Genomic DNA, 18,296 nt, shown 5'->3' with positions numbered 1-18,296 from the left:
CACGACGAGGGCCGCCGCGGGAGTCCCGCGGCGGCCCTGTCGGACGGTGTGAGGCTCAGCCGAAGCGGCCGGAGATGTAGTCCTCGGTCGCCTTCTGGTCGGGGTTGCTGAAGATCTTCTCGGTCGGGTTGAACTCGATCAGCCGGCCCGGCTGGCCCACGCCGTTGAGGTTGAAGAAGCCGGTGGAGGTGCTCACCCGCGCCGCCTGCTGCATGTTGTGCGTGACGATGACGATGGTGAACCGCTCCTTGAGCTCGGCCATGAGGTCCTCGATGGCCAGCGTGGAGATCGGGTCCAGGGCCGAGCAGGGCTCGTCCATGAGCAGCACGTCGGGCTCGACGGCGATCGCGCGGGCGATGCACAGCCGCTGCTGCTGGCCGCCGGACAGGCCCGAGCCGGGACGGGCGAGGCGGTCCTTGACCTCGTTCCACAGGTTGGCGCCGCGCAGCGCGCGCTCCACCAGGTCGTCGGTCTCGGACTTCTTCATCTTCTTGTTGTTGAGCCGGTTCCCCGCGATGACGTTGTCGTAGATCGACATCGTCGGGAACGGGTTGGGCCGCTGGAAGACCATGCCGATCTGCCGGCGGACGTCGACCGGGTCGGTGTCGGCGCCGTAGAGGTCCTGGCCGTCCATGACGACCTTCCCCTCGACGCGGGCGCCGGGGATGACCTCGTGCATGCGGTTGAGCGAGCGCAGGAACGTCGACTTCCCGCAGCCCGACGGCCCGATCAGCGCGGTGATGCTGCGCGGCTCGATGGAGACGTTGACGCCCTCCACGGCCAGGAAGTTGCCGTAGTAGATGTTGAGGTCGGAGACCTCGATGCGCTTGGCCACGTGCGGATCCCTCCGGATCTGTCGGTCAGCGACCGGTCTTGGGGGCGAAGAAGCGGCTGATCAGGCGGGCCACCACGTTGAGGACCATGACCAGGATGATGAGCACCAGGGCTGCCGTCCAGGCCCGGTCCAGGAACGCCTGGGTGGCCGTGCCCGGCTGGGTCAGCTGGAAGTAGGCGAAGACGGGCAGCGTCGCCATGCGCCCGTCGAACGGGTTGAGGTTCGTGCCGGTGATCAGGCCGACGGTCACCAGGAGCGGTGCGGTCTCGCCCACCACGCGGGCCACGGCCAGCGTGATGCCGGTGCCCAGGCCGGCGACCGCCGTGGGCAGGACGACCTTGACGACGGTGCGCCACTTGGGCACCCCGAGGGCGTAGCTGGCCTCCCGCAGCTCGTTGGGGACGAGCTTGAGGACCTCCTCGCAGGACCGCACGACCACCGGGATCATCAGCACCGAGAGGGCGACGGCGCCCATGACCCCGAGTCGCACGGAGTTGCCGAAGACCAGGGTGAACAGCGCGAAGGAGAACAGGCCGGCCACGATCGACGGGATGCCGGTCATGACGTCGACGAAGAAGGTGATCGCCCGCTTGAGCCGGCCGGTGCCGTACTCGACGAGGTAGATGGCGGTCAGCAGGCCGATCGGCACCGAGATGACCGTGGCCAGCGCCGTGATGATCACCGTGCCGAGGATCGCGTGGTAGGCACCGCCGCCCTCGCCCACGACCCGGTACATCGAGTTGGTGAAGAAGGCGGCGTCGAAGCGGGGGAGGCCGTTGTCGAGCACGGTGTAGACCAGCGAGACCAGCGGGACCATCGCGATCGCGAACGCCGTGGTGACCAGCGAGGTGACCAGCCGGTCGGTCGCCTTGCGCTGGCCCTCGACCGAGCGCGAGACGACGTAGACGGCCAGCGTCCCGAGCACGACGCCGTAGACCACGGTCGTCACGACGCTGAAGCCGGTGAGGGCCGACAGGGCGGCTCCCGCGGCGATGCCGGCCAGGTAGACGCCGAGCGGAGCGAACCGGGGGAGCCGGCGCCGAGTCCGGACGGGCCCGGCGGCGTGCCGGGTCGGCTGCGGCGCGGACTGGGTGTCGATGCTCATCAGTTGGCTCCGGAGAAGTCGGCGCGCCGGTTCACGATCCAGCGGGCGAGCATGTTGACCACGAGGGTGATGAGGAACAGGGCCAGGCCGCTGGCGATCAGGGTGTTGACGTCGAGCCCGGTCGCCTCGGGGAACGACAGGGCGATGTTCGACGCGATCGTCGAGGGGTTCGAGTTGCTGATGACGTTCAGCGTCGCGCCGGCACCACCGGAGAGGATGATCGCCACGGCCATCGTCTCGCCGAGCGCGCGGCCCAGGCCGAGCATCGCGCCGGCGATGACGCCGGACTTGCCGTAGGGCAGCACGGCCATCCGGATCATCTCCCAGCGGGTGGCGCCCAGGGCCAGCGCCGCCTCGCGGTGCAGCGCCGGCGCCTGGCTGAACACCTCCCGCGAGATGGCCGAGATGATCGGCAGGATCATCACCCCGAGCACGATCCCGACGGTGAGCATCGTGCGGCCGCTGGTGGAGGCCGGGCCGGCGAAGAAGGGGAGGAAACCGAGCGTGTCGGTGAGCCACTGGTGGAAGGGCACCAGCTGCGGCGCGAGGACGGCGATCCCCCAGAAGCCGTAGACGACGCTGGGGATCGCCGCGAGCAGGTCGATCACGTAGCCCATGCCGGCGGCGATGCGCCGGGGGGCGTAGTACGTGACGTAGAGCGCGATGCCGACGGCGAGCGGCGTGGCGACGAGCAGCGCGATCACGGCACCGAGCAGCGTGCCGAGGATGAGCGGGCCGACGTAGCTGGCCAGGCCCTCGCCGCCGGGGATCTCCTCCGACGGCGCGGTGAGCGCGGGCAGCGCCTCGCTGATCAGGAAGGCGGCGACGCCGGCCAGGACCAGCAGGATGAAGATGCCGGAGCCCTTGGCAGCGCCGGAGAACAGCCGGTCGCCCGGCCTGCGGACGGTGCGCTGCTGCGACGGTGGTTCGATCGGGGCCTTCGTGGCGGTCACCGCTGCTCCGTGGGGGTCGTTCGTGGGGTTCCGGTGCCCGGGTCCGGGCGGGGCGAAGGCCCGGGACGTCGGTCGACGTCCCGGGCCATCGCGGTGAGCCGTCGTCAGGCGGCGGCGGTGATGGCGTCGACGGCGCCCTGGGCCTGCTCGCGCAGGGTGTCGGAGATCTCGGCGTTGCCGGCGTTCTCGGAGGCCGTGGCCTGGCCGTCCTCGCTGATCACGTAGGACATGAAGGCCTTGACGTTGTCGGCCTTCGCCTGGTCGTCGTACTCGATGCAGCCGATGTGGTAGCTGACCAGGACGATCGGGTACTCGCCCGACTCCTCGGTCAGCCGGTTCACCTCGATGGCGAAGTCGTACTCGCCGCGGCCCTCGACGGCCGGGGAGTTCTCGACGACGGCGGCAGCGGCCTCGGCGGACGGGGCGACGAACTCCCCGCCGACCGCGACGGCGGCCACGCCGAGCTCACCGGCGCGGCTGGCGTCCGCGTAGGTGATGGCGCCGGGGGTGTTGGTGACGACCTCGATCACGCCGGAGGTGCCCTGGGCGGACTCGCCGCCCGGCAGCGGCCACTCGCCGTCCGGCTCCGACGTCCACACGTCACCGGCGGCCTGGAACAGGTAGTCGGTGAAGTTCTCGGTGGTGCCCGAGTCGTCGGCGCGGTGCACCGCGGTGATCGCGGTGTCGGGCAGGGTCGCGTCGGGGTTCTCGGCGGCGATCGCCGGGTCGTTCCAGGTCGTGATGGTGTTGCTGAAGATGCCCGCGATCGTGGCCGGGGAGAGGTTCAGCTCGTCGACACCCTCGAGGTTGAAGGCGACGGCGATCGGCGAGATGTAGTTCGGCAGCTCGAAGACCTCGCCACCGCCGCAGCGCTCCGCGGCAGCGGTCAGCTCCTCCTCGTCCAGCGCGGCGTCGGAGCCGGCGAAGTCGGCGGAGCCGTTGACGAACTGCTCGCGGCCGGCGCCGGAGCCCTCGGGGGCGTAGCTGAACTGCACGTCGGGGTACTCGCCCTCGAAGCCGGCCTGCCACGCCTCCATGGCGGACTGCTGGCTGGTGGCGCCGACGCCCACGAGCTCGCCGCTGAGCTCAGCGGCGCTCGAGCCGCTGCCGCCGCCCGAGGAGCCCTCGGACTCGTTGGCGGCGCCACACGCGGCGAGCGTGAGGGTGCTGGCGAGCGCCGTGCTGAGGACGACGGCGCGCGACCGGGTGCTGAGCTTCAAGCCAGTGCCTTTCGGAGGAGCCCGGACCTCGTTGCCGGGCAGGGGAGGACCAACGAGAGGGACGGTAGGGAGCCCAGGTGGCCGGTCCCGGGTCGCTCGATGAACGGCCGGTGAACGCCCGCGGAGCCTTTCCCGACCGGGTGAGAACGCCGTCACGTCCAGTCGGTGAACCGGCGCGTTTCCGGTGGCGGAGCGTGCCGGGTGTGCGGGAGGAAGGAGCGTTTGCACCCCGCTCAGGGGGTGCGCCGCCAGGAGACGTCGACGGCGTACCGGGTGAAGCCGGTGCGCCCGTAGAGGGCCACCGCGGCGGTGTTGTCCTCCTCGACGTAGAGGAGGACCTCGTCGAGCCCGCGGCCGCGCAGGTGCGCCAGGCCACGGACGGTGAGCGCCCTGCCGAGCCCCAGGCCCTGGGCGTCGGGGTCGATGCCGAGCACGTAGACCTCGCCGACGGCGTCGGGTCCGGCGTCGCCCGGCGGGTGCACCTTGGTCCAGTGCGCGCCGAGCAGCGTGCCGCCGGCGTCGCGGTCCCCGCGCCAGGCGAGCAGGAAGCCGGCCGGGTCGAACCAGGCCTCGGCCTCGCGCAGCCGCAGGTCCTCCGGCGTCCACGCGCCCTGCTCGGGGTGGGCGGCGAAGGCGCGGGCGTTGAGCCGCAGCCAAGCCGCCTCGTCGCGGCCGGGTCGGAAGGCGGCCACGTACACGCCCTCCGGGAGGGCGGGGCCCCCGGTCAGGTCGGCGTCGCCCAGGGGACGGCGCATCTGCAGCAGCACGCGGGCCCGGGTGTAGCCGCGCCCGGTGGCCAGCGCGGTGGCGGCCGGTGAGTCGCCGTGCGCCCACACCCGCAGCGGGCGGTCGCCGGCGAGCTCCTCGAGCCGGGTGAGCAGCGCCCGCCCGGTCCCGCGCCGCCGGGCGCCGGGCGCGACGACGAGCTCGGCCTCGGCGTCCCCGGTGCCGTCGCCGAGCTCGAGGCGGGCGTAGCCGGTCACCGCGCCGTCGGCGTCGGTGGCCAGGACGTCGTGGCCGCCGGCCGGTCCGCCGTGCTGCAGCCGCAGCTCGGCCTCCTCCGACAGCGGGCGCACGCCGTCGGCCGCGGCCGCCGCGCGCAGCAGCGCGAGGACGGCCGCGGTCCGCGCGGGGTCGAGCCGCGCGGTGTCGGAGACGGCGGCGGTGCTCAGAGCAGCGGAGCGGCGTCGCGGGCGCCGGCGACCGTGGGGGCGGCCGGCTCCTCGGCCTGGGCGCGGGCGGCCGCGGCGGTGGCGTCGGCGACCTGCTGGTCGAGCTTGTAGCCCACGTTGCGGACGGTGCCGATCAGCGCCTCGTGCTCGGTGCCGAGCTTGGCGCGCAGCCGGCGCACGTGGACGTCGACGGTGCGCGTGCCGCCGAAGTAGTCGTAGCCCCAGATCTCCTGGAGCAGCTGGGCGCGGGAGAACACCCGACCGGGGTGCTGGGCGAGGTACTTGAGGAGCTCGAACTCCTTGTAGGTGAGGTCGAGGGGGCGGCCGCGGAGCTTGGCCGAGTAGCTGTGCTCGTCGATGACCAGCTCGCCGGCCTGGGTGACGCCGCCGTCGGGGCCGTCGGCCGGGGTGGCCGCGGCCAGCCGGCGGGCGGTGGCCCACTTCAATCGCGCGTCGACCTCGGCCGGCCCGGCGGTGTCGAGCAGGACGTCGTCGACACCCCAGTCGGCCGACAGCGCGACCAGCCCACCCTCGGAGAGGACCGCGACGAGGGCGGAGGCGACCCCGGTGGAGGACAGCAGGCCGCACAGCGTGCGGGCCTGGATGAGGTCGTGGCGGGCGTCGACGAGCACCACGTCGCCGGAGTCGCCGTCGAGCAGGCTCGACAGTTCGGGGGCCACGACGCGCACCTGGTGGCCGAGCAGGCCCAGGGCGGGCAGCACCTCGGTCGTGGCCTGACGCGCCGCGGTCATGAGCACGAGTCGCATGTCGTCTCCTCGGGGAGGGCGTCGACGGCGCTGTCGAACCGAGACAGCAGGATAACCGACGTGCTGCCGTCACCCCACGTACCGCCGGGTGTCGGTTGCGTGACGGATCCCGCGACCCCCGGGACACGCCGCTGAGCACCGGCCGCTGCGCGCGCCGCGTGGGCGGTGTCTGCGACGATCGGGACGAGCGGGAGACGACGGCACCGGCGGGGCTGCCGGGCGGTCCCGGCCTGGAGGGTGCGTGACCACGGCGCTGGACACCCGGCCCGCCGCCCGGGCGCGGCACGTCGCCGCCGCGGTCGTCGCGGGAGCCGCCGTCGCGCTCCTGCTGCTCGCGCCGGACCAGGTCGGCGAGCACGGCCGGCTGGCCGCGGTCCTGGTGCTGCAGGCGGTCCTGGTGGCCGGCTGGCTGCCCGCGACCGCACCGGCGGGTGCCGTCGGCGTCGCCGTCCTCGGGGCCGCGGCCGCCGTCGGCGCCGACCTCGCCGTCGGCCTGCTCGCCCCCTCCGGCGACCCGCCCGGTCCCGGGCTGCTGCTGGCCGTGCTCGGTCCCGCGCTGATCGCCGCCGTGCTGCACCAGATGCTGCGCCGGCCGCCGCGCACCGACGTCGTCGGCTCGCTCGCCAGCGTCGCGCTGCTGGTCGCGGCCGCCTGCGCGCTGGCGCTCCTCCTGCTGCCCGACGTGGTGGGGGACGAGGACGGCGTCGGCGGCTCGCCGCTGCTGGTCGTCGGCGCCGCGCTGGTCGCCGGGCACCTCGTCGACGCCGTCCTGCCGCGGCCGGCCCTCGCCGAGGGGTCCGACCGCGGTGTGCCGGGGCTGCTGGCCGCCGTCGCGGCCGGGGTCGTCGTCGCGCTGTTCGAGAGCGGCACCGGGGAACTGGTCGACGTCGTCTCCGGCACCACCACCGGCCTGGTGCTCGGCCTGGTCGCCGCGCTGGCCGGGACCGCCGCCTCCTCCGTCCTCGGGGAGTCGCGGGGCCGGGGTGCCGTGGCCGGGGGTGTCGCGGTCGAGGCCGTCCTGCCGCTGGCCGTCTGCGCGCCGGTGCTCCTGGCGCTGGCCGTCGTCTGAGCCGGTGCGCGCCCTCCTCGTCGTCCTGGCGCTGCTCGTCGTGCTCGCGCTCGTGGCCGACCCGGTCGCCGAGGGCGTCGCCGAGGACCGGGTGGCCGAGGCGCTGCGCGACGCGGGTGGCCTGGCCGGGACCCCTGACGTCGACGTCCGCGGGTGGCCGTTCATGACCCAGGCCGTGTCGGGCACCTACGACGACGTCCGCATCTCCCTGACCGCCGACGAGCTCGGCCAGCCCGAGGGGACCCGCGCCGACGTCCGCCTGCGCGGGGCGCACGTGCCGCTGTCCGACGCGCTGTCGGGATCGGTGCGGGAGGTGCCGGTCGACCGTCTGGACGGCACCGCGACGCTGTCCTACGCGCTGCTGGCCGCCCAGCTCGGCGGCGACACCACGCTGGCGCGCGAGGGCGACGGGCTCCGCGTGACCCGCACGGTCGAGGTGCTCGGCCGCGACGTGCCGCTCACCGCCGTCGGCACGGTGTCCCTCGACGGCCAGGACCTCGTGGTCGACGTCGAGGACGCGGAGGCGGCCGGCGTCGACGTGCCGGACGTCCTCGTCGACCGGGCCAGCGACCTGCTCGACCTGCGCTACCCCGTCGAGCTGCCGTTCGGCCTGCAGCTCACCGGTCTGCGGCCCGCCGAGGACGGCGTCGACGTGACCGCCGAGGCCACCGGCACGGTGCTGCGCGCGACCTGACGCGGGCGGGAATGCCCATCGGGACGGTCGGGTTGGTGCGGGGGATGAGCGGGACCGGACTGGCCGTGCTCGCCGTGGCGCTCGTGCTCACCGCCGCGGCGTCCTGGTGGCTGCGCACCCGCGACGGCCGGCTGCGCACGGCGCAGGAGGAGGAGGGCGTGGGCGGACCCACCGCGGTGCTCGAGGGCCTGGGCGTGCGCCCGGCCGACGCGGACCTGACCGTCGTCCAGTTCTCCACCGCGTTCTGCGGGCCCTGCCGGACCACGCGCGCGCGGCTGCAGCACCTGCAGGCCACCCGGCCGGGGCTGGCCTACGTCCACGTCGACGCCGAGAGCCACCTCGAGGCGGTGCGCGAGCTCGACGTCCGGCGCACGCCGACGCTGTTCTACCTCGACCGCGAGGGGCGGCTGCTCGGGCGCAGCAGCGGCGCCCCGCGGCCGGAGGAGCTCACCGCCGTTGTCGACGCCCACACGGGGGCCCGGTCGTGATCGGCTACCCTCGCCGCGTGGGCACCCTGCTGACCTCGCGCCGCACAGTCGACCTGTGCCGCGTCGGCAGCTGCCTGTGTCGCGCCTCCTGAGGGCGGCCCCGCTCCGCCCAGACGTGCCCTGACCGCCGTCCGGAGAGCCCATCCATGTCGCAGAGTCCTGCCCGCACGGTCGACGTGCGCGGCCCGCGCTTCGCCGCGTGGGTCACCAGTGCCGTCCTCGCCGTCGTCCTGCTGACCGCGAGCGGCTGGCTGGCCGCCGTCCAGGCGGCCGTCTTCGCCGTCGGTGCGGCCGCCGGCCTGCGGTCGGCGCCGTACGCGGTGCTGTTCCGCACCCTGGTCGCCCCGCGGCTGGGGCCGGCCCGGGAGCGCGAGCCCGAGGCGCCGGTGCGCTTCGCCCAGTTCGTCGGGCTCGTCTTCGCCGGCGTCGGCGTGGCGGGGTACCTGCTCGGGGTGCCGGTGCTCGGCGCCGTCGCCACGGGCCTCGCCCTCGTCGCGGCCCTGCTCAACGCGGCCACCGGCTTCTGCCTCGGCTGCGAGCTGTACCTCACCGTCCGGCGGGTCCGCCCCGTCCGCACCGCCTGATCGTCCGTACACCCACCACACGGAGGAACCTCCCATGAGCCGCAACGACGTGCTCGTCACCGCCGACTGGGCCCAGGAGCACATCGGCCAGCCCGGCATCGTCTTCGTCGAGGTCGACGAGGACACCAGCGCCTACGACAAGGGCCACATCGAGGGCGCGGTCAAGCTCGACTGGAAGCTCGACCTGCAGGACCCGCTGCGCCGCGACTTCGTCAGCAAGGAGCAGTTCCAGGAGCTGCTGTCGGCCAAGGGCATCGGCAACGACGACACCGTCGTCCTCTACGGCGGCAACAACAACTGGTTCGCCGCCTACGCCTACTGGTACTTCAAGCTCTACGGCCACGACCAGGTCAAGCTCCTCGACGGCGGTCGCAAGAAGTGGGAGCTCGACAGCCGTCCGCTCTCGCCGGACACCGTCGAGCGCCCGGCCACGCAGTACCAGGCCAAGGACGCCGACACCTCCATCCGCGCCTTCCGCGACGAGGTCGTCGCCTCGATCGGCCAGCAGAACCTCGTCGACGTGCGCTCGCCCGACGAGTTCGCCGGCAAGCTCGTCGCCCCGGCCCACCTGCCGCAGGAGGGCGCGCAGCGCCCCGGCCACATCCCGACCGCGGTGAACGTGCCGTGGAGCAAGGCGGCCAACGAGGACGGCACCTTCAAGAGCGACGACGAGCTGCGCGCGCTCTACGCCGACGCCGGCCTCGACGAGTCCAAGGACACCATCGCCTACTGCCGCATCGGCGAGCGCTCGAGCCACACCTGGTTCGTCCTGCGCGAGTTGCTCGGCCACGAGAACGTCAAGAACTACGACGGCTCCTGGACCGAGTACGGCTCGCTGGTCGGCGTCCCGATCGAGAAGGGCGCCTGAGCATGTGCGGAGCCCCCAAGCAGGGCGGTGCCCTCGCCGGCATCGACCTGAGCACCCAGACGGTCATCCAGGGTCAGGTCTGGCACGACGGCGCCCCGGTGGCCGGCGCGTACGTCCGGCTGCTCGATTCCACCGACGAGTTCACCGCCGAGGTGGTGACCAGCCCGGAGGGCGAGTTCCGCTTCTTCGCCGCCCCCGGGAAGTGGAAGCTGCGGTCGCTGGCCCCCGTCGGCCGCGGTGAGCGCCTCGTCGACGCCGAGGTCGGCCTGACCGAGACCACCGTCGTCCTGGACTGACCGCAGGACACCGCAGCGCCCCTCCCGGCTCCGGCCGGGAGGGGCGCTGTCGTTCGCCCGGGGCCAGGATGGCGCCGTGGGCGGGTCGTACGTGGTGACCGGCGGCGCGCGCGGCATCGGGCGGGCGGTCGCGGCCCGGCTGCTGGGCGACGGCGCGACCGTCGTCGTGCTCGACCGGGACCCGCCGGAGCGGCCCGCGGCCGGGCTCGTGTCCGTGACGGGCGACGCGGCCGACGAGGCGGTGGCCGAGGAGGCCGCCGACCGGGCCGAGGCGGCCGGTCCGCTGGCCGGCTGGGTGAACAACGCGGCGGTGTTCCGGGACGCCGTGCTCGGCCGCGACCCGGCCGGCGCGGTCCTGGACCTCGTCGTCGCCAACCTCGCGCCGGTGGTGACCGGGTGCTCGACCGCCCTCCGCCGGTTCGCCCGCGCGGGCACGGCCGGGGCCGTCGTCAACGTGTCCAGCCACCAGGCGCAGCGGCCGGTGCGCGGCGCGCTGCCCTACGCGACCGCGAAGGCCGCCGTCGAGGGCCTGACCCGGGCGCTGGCGGTCGACGCCGGCCCGTCGGGGACCCGGGTCAACGCGGTCGCGCTCGGGTCGGTCGACACCGCCCGCTACCGGGCACTGCTCGCCGGCCAGGGACCGGAGCAGGCCGCCCGCACCGAGGCGCAGATGGTCGCCCTGCACCCGCTCGGGCGCGTCGGGACGCCGGAGGAGGTGGCCGACGTCGTGGCCTTCCTGCTCTCGGACGCGGCCGGCTTCGTCACGGGGGCGGTGCTGCCGGTCGACGGCGGCCGCGCCGTCCGGGGAGCGGACCCCGAGGAGGCGTGACCCGCTGCCGGGTCCCCGCGCGCACCGTCTCCGCCAGCGCCAGCAGGACCGCGGTCCCCAGGGCGGCGCCGCCGCCGGCGAAGGCGGCCGCCACGGCTCCGGACCGCACGTCCGGCGCGCCCGTGGCCGCGACCGCACCCGCGACGGCGGCGGTTCCCGCGAGGGCCGTCCACGGCAGCCACCAGCCCGGCCGCGACCCCGCCGACGGCGCCGCCGGAGTGCGCCGCCACCAGCGGGCCAGCCAGCCGGCCAGGACCAGGGCTCCGACCACGCCGCTGAGGTCCTGCGCCCAGGAGTAGCCGGCCTCCCCGGCCCAGGTGGCGGAGAGCGCCGGCACGTTCTCGGCGCCCCAGCGGCCGGGGTGGGTGAACTCGTCCCACAGCACGTGGGTGGCGGCGCCCGCGGCCAGGGCGGTGACCAGCCGGACGCCCTGCGCGGGTGTGCGCAGCCGCCGGCCCAGCCCGGGCGCCGCCGCGGCGGGCAACCGGGCGGTCACCGACCCCGGTGCCCAGGCCAGCGCCGGACGGGATAGCAGCCCGTGCCACAGCGCCCAGAGCGCGCCGCCGAGCAGGACGTCGGTGGTGACGACGGCCAGCGCGGTGTGGGTCGGCACGCCGAGGTCGACCGGCAGGTAGAAGGGCAGGTCGGGAGCCGTGGACCCGGCGACCAGTGCCGAGGCCGGCAGGCCCGTGCGCAGCAGCGGCAGCACGGCCGCGGGGTGGCTTCCCGTGAACGGCACGGCGCTCATCCTCCCCGGCCCGGCGGGTCCACCCGCGCACCGCCGGGCGGGCTGCCTACCGTGGCGTCGTGGTCGCCGCCTGGGTCCTCGTCGCGCTCGCCCTGCTGATGGCGGCCGCGTGCGGGGTCGCCGTCCGCCGGCTGGCCCGCCGCCCCCGCGCCCGGCGCGAGCCCCCGCGCGTGCCGCCGTCGACACCCGGACGCGCCGCCCGCGGGCGCTGACTACCGTGACGGGCATGTCTGCCTCGGACGCCGGCCGGTGACCGGCCCGACCGACCTGCCCGTCGTCGACACCGTCGACGTCCGCGAGGGCCCCGAGGTGGCGCACGGCCTGCTGTCGGTGCTGCCCCTGCTGGGCGAGTGGCACGGCGAGGGCGTGCTCGCCGGCGAGGGCGCCGGTGACCGGCGCTTCGGCCAGTGGGTGCGCTTCGCGCACGACGGCCGCGACTTCCTCGCCTACGAGTCGCGCACCTGGCTGATCGGCGACGACGGCCGGCCCGAGGGCCCCGCGCTGCGCGAGTCCGGCTTCTGGCGGCCCCGCGGCGAGGACGAGGTGGAGCTGCTGGTCGCCGGCGCCGACGGCCTGCTCGAGCTCTACGTCGGGACGGCCCGCACCACGACGAGCTGGGAGCTGACCAGCGACGTCGTCGCCCGGACCCCCGATGCGCCGGAGACCACCCGCGCCGTGCGGCTGTACGGCATCGTCGAGGGGGCGCTCATGTACGCCATCGACCGCGCCGGCGCGGACACGCCGCTGCGGCCCACCATGTCGGCGCGCCTGGAGCGGCTGCGGTGAGCGGTCCGGTGGGCACGCCGAGGCAGGTGGCCGACCGCTACGTCGACGCCGTCTGCGAGCTCGACCCGATCGTCGCGACGTCGCTGGGCACCCGCCCCGGCGACGACCGGCTGCCCGACCCCAGCCCGGCCGGCCTGGAGGCGGAGGCGGAGCTGACCCGCCGCACGCTCGCCGAGCTCGACGCGGTCCTCGTCACCGACCCGTCGCTGGACGACGACCCGATCGAGCGCCGCTGCGCCCGCCTGCTGCGCGAGCGGCTCGGTGCCGAGGAGGCCGCGCACGAGGCCGGCGAGGGCTTCCGGGCGCTGTCGAACCTGTTCAGCCCCGTGCACTCGATCCGCCAGGTCTTCCTGCTCATGCCCACGGCGACCGAGGACGACTGGGGCGTCGTCGCCCGCCGGATGGCCCGGGTGCCCGAGGCCTACCGCGGCTACGTGGAGACGCTGCGCGAGGGCGCCCGGCGCGGGCTGCTCGTGGCGCCGCGGCAGGTGTCCACGGTCGTCGGCCAGCTCGACGAGTGGCTGCGCGGGCCCTTCTTCGGCGGCCTGGCCGGCTCCGGGCCCGACGCCGTGCGCGGCGAGCTCGACGCCGCCGCGCGGGACGCCGACGCCGCGGTGGCCGAGGTGCGCGACTTCCTGCGCGACGAGTACCTGCCGCGGGCCGAGGGGACGCCGGACGCCGTCGGCCGGGACCGCTACGCCATCGCCGCGCGGCGCTGGAACGGCTCGGACCTCGGCGCCGGGCAGGGCCTGGAGGAGGCCTACGCCTGGGGCTGGTCGGAGTACCGGCGGATCCTCGCCGAGCAGCGGGCCGAGGCCGAGGCGCTGCGGCCGGGCGCCACCCCGGTCGAGGCGATGCGCTGGCTCGACGAGCACGGCCCCGCGGTCGACGGCGTGGAGACCGTCCGGCAGCGGCTGCAGGCGATGATGGACGAGGCGATCACCGCGCTGGACGGCACGCACTTCGACCTCGCCGAGCCGGTGCGCCACGTCGAGGCGATGATCGCGCCGCCCGGCAGCGCGGCGGCGCCGTACTACACCCGCCCCGCGCAGGACTTCTCCCGCCCGGGCCGCACCTGGCTGCCCACGCTGGGCCGCGAGCGCTTCCCGCTGTGGGACCTGGTCTCGATCTGGTACCACGAGGGCGTCCCGGGCCACCACCTGCAGCTGGCCCAGTGGGCCTACGTCAGCCGCGACCTGTCGACCTACCAGACGTCGCTGGGCTCGGTGAGCGCCAACGTCGAGGGCTGGGCGCTCTACGCCGAGCGGCTGATGGACGAGCTCGGGCACCTCACCGAGCCCGGCGCCCGGATGGGCTACCTCGACGCCCAGCAGCTGCGCGCGATCCGGGTGGTCATCGACATCGGCATGCACCTGCGGCTGCCGGTCCCCGACGACGCCGAGGGCGTGCTCGCCGGCTCCCGCGGCCGGCCGTGGACGCCGGAGCTCGCGCGGGCCTTCGCCGGCGAGCACCTCGGCAGCGACCCGGCGTTCCTCGACAGCGAGCTGATCCGCTACCTCGGCCTGCCCGGCCAGGCGATCAGCTACAAGCTCGGGGAGCGCGCCTGGCTGGCCGGCCGCGCGGCCGCGCAGCGCGCCCGCGGCGCCGACTTCGACCTCAAGGCCTGGCACATGGCCGCGCTGTCGCAGGGCTCGCTCGGCCTCGACGACCTCGAGGCGGAGCTGGCGCAGCTCTAGTCCAGGCCGATCAGCGCGCCGAGCTCGGCCACCGCGCGGGCGAAGTAGGCGTCGGCGTCCTCCACCGACCCGACGAGGTGGCCGAACAGCTCGAAGCTCACCGTGCCGAACAGCGAGCTCCAGGCCAGCAGGGCGCGCACCCGGACGGCGTCGTCGATGCCCGGGGCGTCCTGCCCGAGGACCTCGACGGCGGCGTCCCCGAGCAGGCCGGGCACGCGGACGCCCCCGCCGGACAGCCGCCCGGCGCGGGCGGCGTCGCCCAGGATCCGGCCGAGGACGATCCCGACCCGCGACGCGGCCGGGACGGTGTCCTGCGGCGCGGAGTACCCGGGCACGGGGGAGCCGTAGAGCAGCGCGTACTCGTGCGGGTGGGCCAGCGCCCAGTCGCGCACGGCGCCGCAGACGGCCGACCAGCGCTGCTCCGGCGGTGCCGCCGGGTCGTCGGCGGCCTCGGCCGCCTCACCGAGGGCGTCGTAGCCGTCGATGATCAGCCGGGTCAGCAGGTCGTCGCGGCTGGGGAAGTAGCGGTAGACCGCCGACGACGCCATGCCCACCTCGCGGGCCACCGCCCGCAGCGACAGCGCGGCCGCGCCGACCTCGGCGAGCTGGCGGCGCGCGGCCGCGGTGATCTCGGCGGTCAGCTCGGCGCGGACGCGCTCGCGGGCGGTGGGCACGTCCCGATGATGGGCCACTGCGAGCAGTGTCCGCAAGTGCGAGCACTGCTCTTGACAGGCTCCCGCCTGAGCGCGACGGTTGCACCGGAACGAGAGCACCGCTCTCGCCGAGCGACGAGGAGTTCGTCATGGGACTGCACGTGATCGTGGGCAAGGGCCCGGTGGGCACGACGACGGCGGACGCGCTGGTCGCCCGAGGGCACGAGGTGCGGGTGCTCTCGCGCAGCGGCGGGACGTCGACCGGCGCGGTCGAGCACCGCCGGGTGGACGCCACCGACGCCGCGGCGCTGACCGCGGCCACCGAGGGGGCGGACGCGCTCTACAACGCCGTCAACCCGGAGTACCACCGCTGGGCCACCGACTGGCCGCCGGTGGCCGCGGCACTGCTCGCCGCGGCCGAGCGCACCGGCGCCAGGCTGGTCACGATGGCCAACCTCTACGTCTACGGCCGACCCTCCGGGCCGATGGCGCCGGACACCCCGCTGGCGGCCACCGACACCAAGGGCCGGGTGCGGACCGCGATGTGGCGCGAGGCGCTGGCCGCGCACGAGGCCGGCCGCATCCGGATGACCGAGGCCCGCGCCGCGGACTTCGTGGGGCCGCAGGTGCCGCCCGCGCAGTCGCACCTGGTGCGCCAGCTGCCGACGCTGCGCCGCGGCCGCCGCGCCTGGGTGGTGGGCGACCCCGACGTGCTGCGCAGCTGGGCCTACCTGCCCGACGTCGCCGCCACCCTGGCGACCCTCGGCACCGACGAGCGGGCGCTGGGCCGGGCGTGGCACGTGCCGAGCGCCCCGCCGCGCTCGCAGCGCCAGGCCCTCGGCGACCTCGCCCGCGCGATGGGGCGGGCGCCGGTGCCGGTCAGCGGCGTCCCGTGGCCGGCGCTCACCGCGCTCGGCTGGTTCTCGCCGAGGATGCGCGAGATCGTCGACGTCCGGCACCAGTTCGACCAGGAGTACGTGCTGGACGCGACGGCGACCACGGAGACCTTCGGCCTGACCGCCACCCCGTGGGACGCGGTGGTCGCCGCGACCGCCGGTGCCCCGGTGCCCGCGCGGGCCTAGGCGTGGGACAGCACCGGGTTGACCGGGTCGCTGTCGGGGGTGACCGGGTCGCCGGGCCCGGCGGGGGCCACCTCGAGCCGGGTGGCCAGCAGCGCGTCGACGGTGGCCACTGCGCCGCCGACGTAGGTGCTGGTCAGCGCGGGGTCGGTGACGACGCACCAGGCACGGTCGGCCGGCCACCACAGGGCGGCGCTCTGCTCGCGCGGCTCGGGGGCGAAGTTGGTGGCGGCCCGCTCCACCGGCCCGCGGGTCAGCAGCAGGTCGGCGCGGGGGAGGCACAGACGCGGCAGGTCGGCGGCGCCGCCGTCGTCCCAGCCGAACCAGCACTCGCCCGGCGTGGTCGTCTGGTCCTCGAGGACGGTGGCCAGCTCCCGCGCGACGTGCGCGACCAGGTGCCCCTCCGCCGGGGCGTCGTTCCACAGCCCGGGCTGGTCGGCCTCGCCGAGGTGGTCCCAGGAGCCGGTGATGCCGGGCCACTGCATGAGCCGGTGCGCGGTGGTGCCGTTGGCCGCGGCGACCTCGTCCCAGCGGACGAACACGTCGTCGTCGCCGTCGTACCGGACGGCGGGGTGGAAGACCCGGGCGTAGGCGGGGAAACGGGCCGGGACCAGTGCGGCGACGGTGTCGGGGGGAGCGGCGCGGACGGCCTCGGCGACCCAGCGGCCGGCCGGCGCGGTGCGCCCAGCGGTCTGCACGGCCGCCGTTCCTCCCCCACGGTGGTCCGGGTCCCATCCGTACCCGGGGACGGACAACCCCCGGGCTGCTCCGTGGCGCCACATGGGCGGCAGCTCACGGGCCGACTGGACAAGTGTCGGCAGCCCGGGGGTCGGGTGACTGTCCGGTTCTCGCTCGCCGCCGTGCGACGGACGGGCGACGACGTGCCACCGCTCGGATTCCACTCCGAACGGGCGGCCCATCTGGACGGCGGCTAGCGGACAGCCACCTCACGAGTCCGATGAGAAATCAATTGTTCGGACCACCTCCCCTCTCGCGTGCCTCGACGGTACGTCGCGGTTCCGCGGTCGGCAACGACGTTGTTCAGCCGTCAGCGGAACGCCCTGGAGAGCCCGGCGTGCCGGGCGTGTCAGGACCCTGCTGGTAGACGTCGGGGATGCCGTCGGCGTCGGCGTCGACGGCCTCGAGCTCCTCGATCCGCCGGTACCGCCGGTTGCGCAGCCGCAGCACGACCGTCGCGAGCAGCGCCGACAGCAGCGTGCCGACCAGCACGCCGACCTTCACGTGGTCGTCGCGGTCGGAGCCCAGGCCGAAGGCGAGCTCGCCGATGAGCAGCGACACGGTGAAGCCGATGCCGCCGAGCAGGGCCACCCCGACCAGGTCGGGCCAGCCCAGGTCGTCGGCGAACTCGGCCCGGGTGAACCGGGTGACCAGCCAGCTCGCGCCGACGATGCCGGCGACCTTGCCGAGCACGAGACCGGCGACGATGCCCAGCGCCACCCGGTCGCCCAGGGACTCGACCAGCCCGGACAGCCCGCCGACGGTCACCCCGGCGGCGAAGAAGGCGAACACCGGGACGGCGATCCCCGCCGAGATCGGCCGGAACCGGTGCTCGAGGTGCTCGGCGAGGCCCGGTCCGGCGTCCGGCCCGCCGGCCGCGTCGCTGCGCACCACCGGCACCGTGAACGCGAGCAGCACGCCGGCGACGGTGGCGTGCACTCCGGACTCGTGGACGAACACCCAGGTGAGCAGCGCCAGCGGCAGCAGCAGCCACCACGAGCGCACCCGCTTCTGCACCAGGAAGCCGAAGACGGCGAGCGGCACCAGCGCCAGCGCCAGCCACCCGGCCGCCAGTGACGACGTGTAGAAGAGCGCGATGATCGTGATGGCCAGCAGGTCGTCGACGACGGCGAGGGTGAGCAGGAACGTCCGCAGCGCGCTGGGCAGGTGCGTGCTGATCACCGCGAGGACGGCGAGGGCGAAGGCGATGTCGGTCGCCGTCGGGATGGCCCAGCCGCGCAGGCCGCCGTCGCCGCCCAGGTTGAGCAGCGTGTAGAGGACCGCGGGCACCACCATGCCGCCGACGGCCGCGGCCACCGGCAGCGCCGCCCGGCGCGGGTCGCGCAGGTCGCCTGCCACGAACTCCCGCTTGAGCTCGAGGCCCGCGACGAAGAAGAAGACGGCCAGCAGCCCGTCCGCGGCCCAGGTGCCCAGGGTGAGGTCCAGGTGCAGCGAGGCGGGGCCGACCCGGGTGTCGCGCACGGCCTCGTAGGCCGCCGACCACGGCGAGTTGGCCCAGACGAGGGCGACCACCGTGCCGGCGAGGAGCAGCATCCCGCCGACGGTCTCCTCGCGCAGGACGGCGGCGATGCGGCTGGCCTCGGTCCACGAGCCGCGGGAGAAGACCCGGGTGGAGCCGTGGGGTCCGTTCATGGGGCAGCTCCGGGGGAGGGGGTCGGGTGGGACGCCGCCGACCAGACTTCCCGGCACACCGG

At 75.2% G+C, this 18,296-nt stretch carries 21 protein-coding genes; 11 read left to right on the top strand and 10 right to left on the bottom strand.

What is annotated here, in order from left to right; translation table 11 throughout:
• Positions 1 to 55 precede the first annotated feature (55 nt).
• From pstB to FN207_RS01750, 6 genes are all read right to left on the bottom strand, one after another.
• The gene (gene pstB, locus FN207_RS01775) at positions 56 to 835 is read right to left on the bottom strand and encodes a phosphate ABC transporter ATP-binding protein PstB (protein WP_110905843.1); all 780 of its coding nucleotides are present in this window, start codon (positions 833 to 835) and stop codon (positions 56 to 58) included.
• A gap of 25 nt (positions 836 to 860) precedes the next feature.
• Positions 861 to 1,940, bottom strand: a complete 1,080-nt coding sequence (gene pstA / locus FN207_RS01770; RefSeq protein ID WP_142456639.1) for a phosphate ABC transporter permease PstA — start codon at positions 1,938 to 1,940, stop codon at positions 861 to 863.
• Complete coding sequence (gene pstC, locus FN207_RS01765) at positions 1,940 to 2,893, bottom strand: phosphate ABC transporter permease subunit PstC (RefSeq protein ID WP_142456638.1); 954 nt, start codon at positions 2,891 to 2,893, stop codon at positions 1,940 to 1,942. Before pstC ends, pstA begins: the two co-directional genes overlap by 1 nt.
• A 104-nt stretch (positions 2,894 to 2,997) precedes the next feature.
• Complete coding sequence (gene pstS / locus FN207_RS01760; RefSeq protein ID WP_142456637.1) at positions 2,998 to 4,113, bottom strand: phosphate ABC transporter substrate-binding protein PstS; 1,116 nt, start codon at positions 4,111 to 4,113, stop codon at positions 2,998 to 3,000.
• A 233-nt stretch (positions 4,114 to 4,346) separates the two neighbouring features.
• A complete protein-coding gene (gene mshD, locus FN207_RS01755; protein WP_142457195.1) occupies positions 4,347 to 5,285 on the bottom strand; it encodes a mycothiol synthase in 939 nt (312 codons plus the stop codon).
• Complete coding sequence (locus FN207_RS01750; protein WP_142456636.1) at positions 5,282 to 6,052, bottom strand: winged helix-turn-helix transcriptional regulator; 771 nt, start codon at positions 6,050 to 6,052, stop codon at positions 5,282 to 5,284. Before FN207_RS01750 ends, mshD begins: the two co-directional genes overlap by 4 nt.
• Before the next feature lie 241 nt (positions 6,053 to 6,293).
• Between FN207_RS01750 and FN207_RS01745 the strand changes: the two genes are divergently transcribed.
• The 7 genes from FN207_RS01745 to FN207_RS01715 all read left to right on the top strand — a co-directional run bounded on the left by FN207_RS01745 (position 6,294) and on the right by FN207_RS01715 (position 10,880).
• Positions 6,294 to 7,121: a hypothetical protein gene (locus FN207_RS01745; RefSeq protein WP_142456635.1), complete on the top strand. Its 828-nt coding sequence runs from the start codon at positions 6,294 to 6,296 to the stop codon at positions 7,119 to 7,121.
• 4 nt (positions 7,122 to 7,125) lie between these two features.
• Entirely contained in the window at positions 7,126 to 7,815 is a 690-nt protein-coding gene (locus FN207_RS01740; RefSeq protein ID WP_142456634.1) for an LmeA family phospholipid-binding protein, read from the top strand.
• Positions 7,816 to 7,859: 44 nt separating this feature from the next.
• Positions 7,860 to 8,303: a thioredoxin family protein gene (locus FN207_RS01735; protein WP_142456633.1), complete on the top strand. Its 444-nt coding sequence runs from the start codon at positions 7,860 to 7,862 to the stop codon at positions 8,301 to 8,303.
• A 146-nt stretch (positions 8,304 to 8,449) separates the two neighbouring features.
• Positions 8,450 to 8,887: a DUF4395 domain-containing protein gene (locus tag FN207_RS01730; RefSeq protein ID WP_142456632.1), complete on the top strand. Its 438-nt coding sequence runs from the start codon at positions 8,450 to 8,452 to the stop codon at positions 8,885 to 8,887.
• A 34-nt stretch (positions 8,888 to 8,921) separates the two neighbouring features.
• Positions 8,922 to 9,755 carry a sulfurtransferase gene (locus tag FN207_RS01725; RefSeq protein ID WP_142456631.1) on the top strand — a complete coding sequence of 278 codons (834 nt, stop codon included), beginning with the start codon at positions 8,922 to 8,924 and terminating at the stop codon, positions 9,753 to 9,755.
• 2 nt (positions 9,756 to 9,757) lie between these two features.
• Positions 9,758 to 10,051: a DUF1416 domain-containing protein gene (locus FN207_RS01720; RefSeq protein ID WP_142456630.1), complete on the top strand. Its 294-nt coding sequence runs from the start codon at positions 9,758 to 9,760 to the stop codon at positions 10,049 to 10,051.
• 76 nt (positions 10,052 to 10,127) lie between these two features.
• Positions 10,128 to 10,880 carry an SDR family NAD(P)-dependent oxidoreductase gene (locus tag FN207_RS01715; RefSeq protein WP_142456629.1) on the top strand — a complete coding sequence of 251 codons (753 nt, stop codon included), beginning with the start codon at positions 10,128 to 10,130 and terminating at the stop codon, positions 10,878 to 10,880.
• Here the strand turns inward: FN207_RS01715 and FN207_RS01710 are convergent.
• The gene (locus FN207_RS01710; protein WP_185938103.1) at positions 10,813 to 11,619 is read right to left on the bottom strand and encodes a DUF4184 family protein; all 807 of its coding nucleotides are present in this window, start codon (positions 11,617 to 11,619) and stop codon (positions 10,813 to 10,815) included. The genes FN207_RS01715 and FN207_RS01710 overlap by 68 nt on opposite strands.
• 68 nt (positions 11,620 to 11,687) lie before the next feature.
• Here FN207_RS01710 and FN207_RS26085 point away from each other — a divergent pair, with 68 nt between their 5' ends.
• Genes FN207_RS26085 through FN207_RS01700 form a run of 3 tightly spaced genes read left to right on the top strand, consistent with a single transcriptional unit; the run spans position 11,688 to position 14,111 of the window.
• On the top strand, positions 11,688 to 11,840 hold the full coding sequence (locus tag FN207_RS26085) for a hypothetical protein (RefSeq protein ID WP_185938101.1): 153 nt from the start codon (positions 11,688 to 11,690) through the stop codon (positions 11,838 to 11,840).
• A gap of 37 nt (positions 11,841 to 11,877) precedes the next feature.
• Positions 11,878 to 12,414, top strand: coding sequence for a heme-binding beta-barrel domain-containing protein (locus FN207_RS01705; RefSeq protein ID WP_142456627.1), 537 nt, complete (start codon positions 11,878 to 11,880; stop codon positions 12,412 to 12,414).
• The gene (locus tag FN207_RS01700; RefSeq protein WP_142456626.1) at positions 12,411 to 14,111 is read left to right on the top strand and encodes a DUF885 domain-containing protein; all 1,701 of its coding nucleotides are present in this window, start codon (positions 12,411 to 12,413) and stop codon (positions 14,109 to 14,111) included. Before FN207_RS01705 ends, FN207_RS01700 begins: the two co-directional genes overlap by 4 nt.
• On the opposite strand, the gene FN207_RS01695 is transcribed toward FN207_RS01700, so the two are convergent.
• Positions 14,108 to 14,785 carry a TetR/AcrR family transcriptional regulator gene (locus tag FN207_RS01695; RefSeq protein WP_142456625.1) on the bottom strand — a complete coding sequence of 226 codons (678 nt, stop codon included), beginning with the start codon at positions 14,783 to 14,785 and terminating at the stop codon, positions 14,108 to 14,110. The genes FN207_RS01700 and FN207_RS01695 overlap by 4 nt on opposite strands.
• Before the next feature lie 128 nt (positions 14,786 to 14,913).
• Between FN207_RS01695 and FN207_RS01690 the strand changes: the two genes are divergently transcribed.
• Positions 14,914 to 15,846 (top strand): NAD-dependent epimerase/dehydratase family protein, encoded by a 933-nt coding sequence (locus tag FN207_RS01690; RefSeq protein ID WP_142456624.1) that lies wholly within the window; start codon positions 14,914 to 14,916, stop codon positions 15,844 to 15,846.
• Here the strand turns inward: FN207_RS01690 and FN207_RS01685 are convergent.
• Together FN207_RS01685 and nhaA are read right to left on the bottom strand one after the other, a co-directional pair.
• A complete protein-coding gene (locus FN207_RS01685) occupies positions 15,843 to 16,541 on the bottom strand; it encodes a hypothetical protein (protein WP_246065679.1) in 699 nt (232 codons plus the stop codon). The genes FN207_RS01690 and FN207_RS01685 overlap by 4 nt on opposite strands.
• A 343-nt stretch (positions 16,542 to 16,884) precedes the next feature.
• Positions 16,885 to 18,234: a Na+/H+ antiporter NhaA gene (gene nhaA / locus FN207_RS01680; protein ID WP_142456622.1), complete on the bottom strand. Its 1,350-nt coding sequence runs from the start codon at positions 18,232 to 18,234 to the stop codon at positions 16,885 to 16,887.
• Between the last annotated feature and the right edge of the window lie 62 nt (positions 18,235 to 18,296).

Source organism: Geodermatophilus aquaeductus (genome assembly GCF_900182545.1).
In the GTDB taxonomy this organism is placed as follows: domain Bacteria; phylum Actinomycetota; class Actinomycetes; order Mycobacteriales; family Geodermatophilaceae; genus Geodermatophilus; species Geodermatophilus aquaeductus.
The sequence above is the reverse complement of the archived record's forward strand: the minus strand, read 5'-3'. Positions and strand labels throughout refer to the sequence as shown.

Excerpts from the sequence above, each read along its gene's own strand:
- FN207_RS01735 (WP_142456633.1), top strand. The coding sequence starts at position 7,860 with ATGAGCGGGACCGGACTGGCCGTGCTCGCCGTGGCGCTCGTGCTCACC.
- FN207_RS01750 (WP_142456636.1), bottom strand. The coding sequence starts at position 6,052 with ATGCGACTCGTGCTCATGACCGCGGCGCGTCAGGCCACGACCGAGGTG.
- FN207_RS01725 (WP_142456631.1), top strand. The coding sequence starts at position 8,922 with ATGAGCCGCAACGACGTGCTCGTCACCGCCGACTGGGCCCAGGAGCAC.
- nhaA (WP_142456622.1), bottom strand. The coding sequence starts at position 18,234 with ATGAACGGACCCCACGGCTCCACCCGGGTCTTCTCCCGCGGCTCGTGG.
- FN207_RS01720 (WP_142456630.1), top strand. The coding sequence starts at position 9,758 with ATGTGCGGAGCCCCCAAGCAGGGCGGTGCCCTCGCCGGCATCGACCTG.
- pstA (WP_142456639.1), bottom strand. The coding sequence starts at position 1,940 with ATGAGCATCGACACCCAGTCCGCGCCGCAGCCGACCCGGCACGCCGCC.
- FN207_RS01690 (WP_142456624.1), top strand. The coding sequence starts at position 14,914 with ATGGGACTGCACGTGATCGTGGGCAAGGGCCCGGTGGGCACGACGACG.
- FN207_RS01730 (WP_142456632.1), top strand. The coding sequence starts at position 8,450 with ATGTCGCAGAGTCCTGCCCGCACGGTCGACGTGCGCGGCCCGCGCTTC.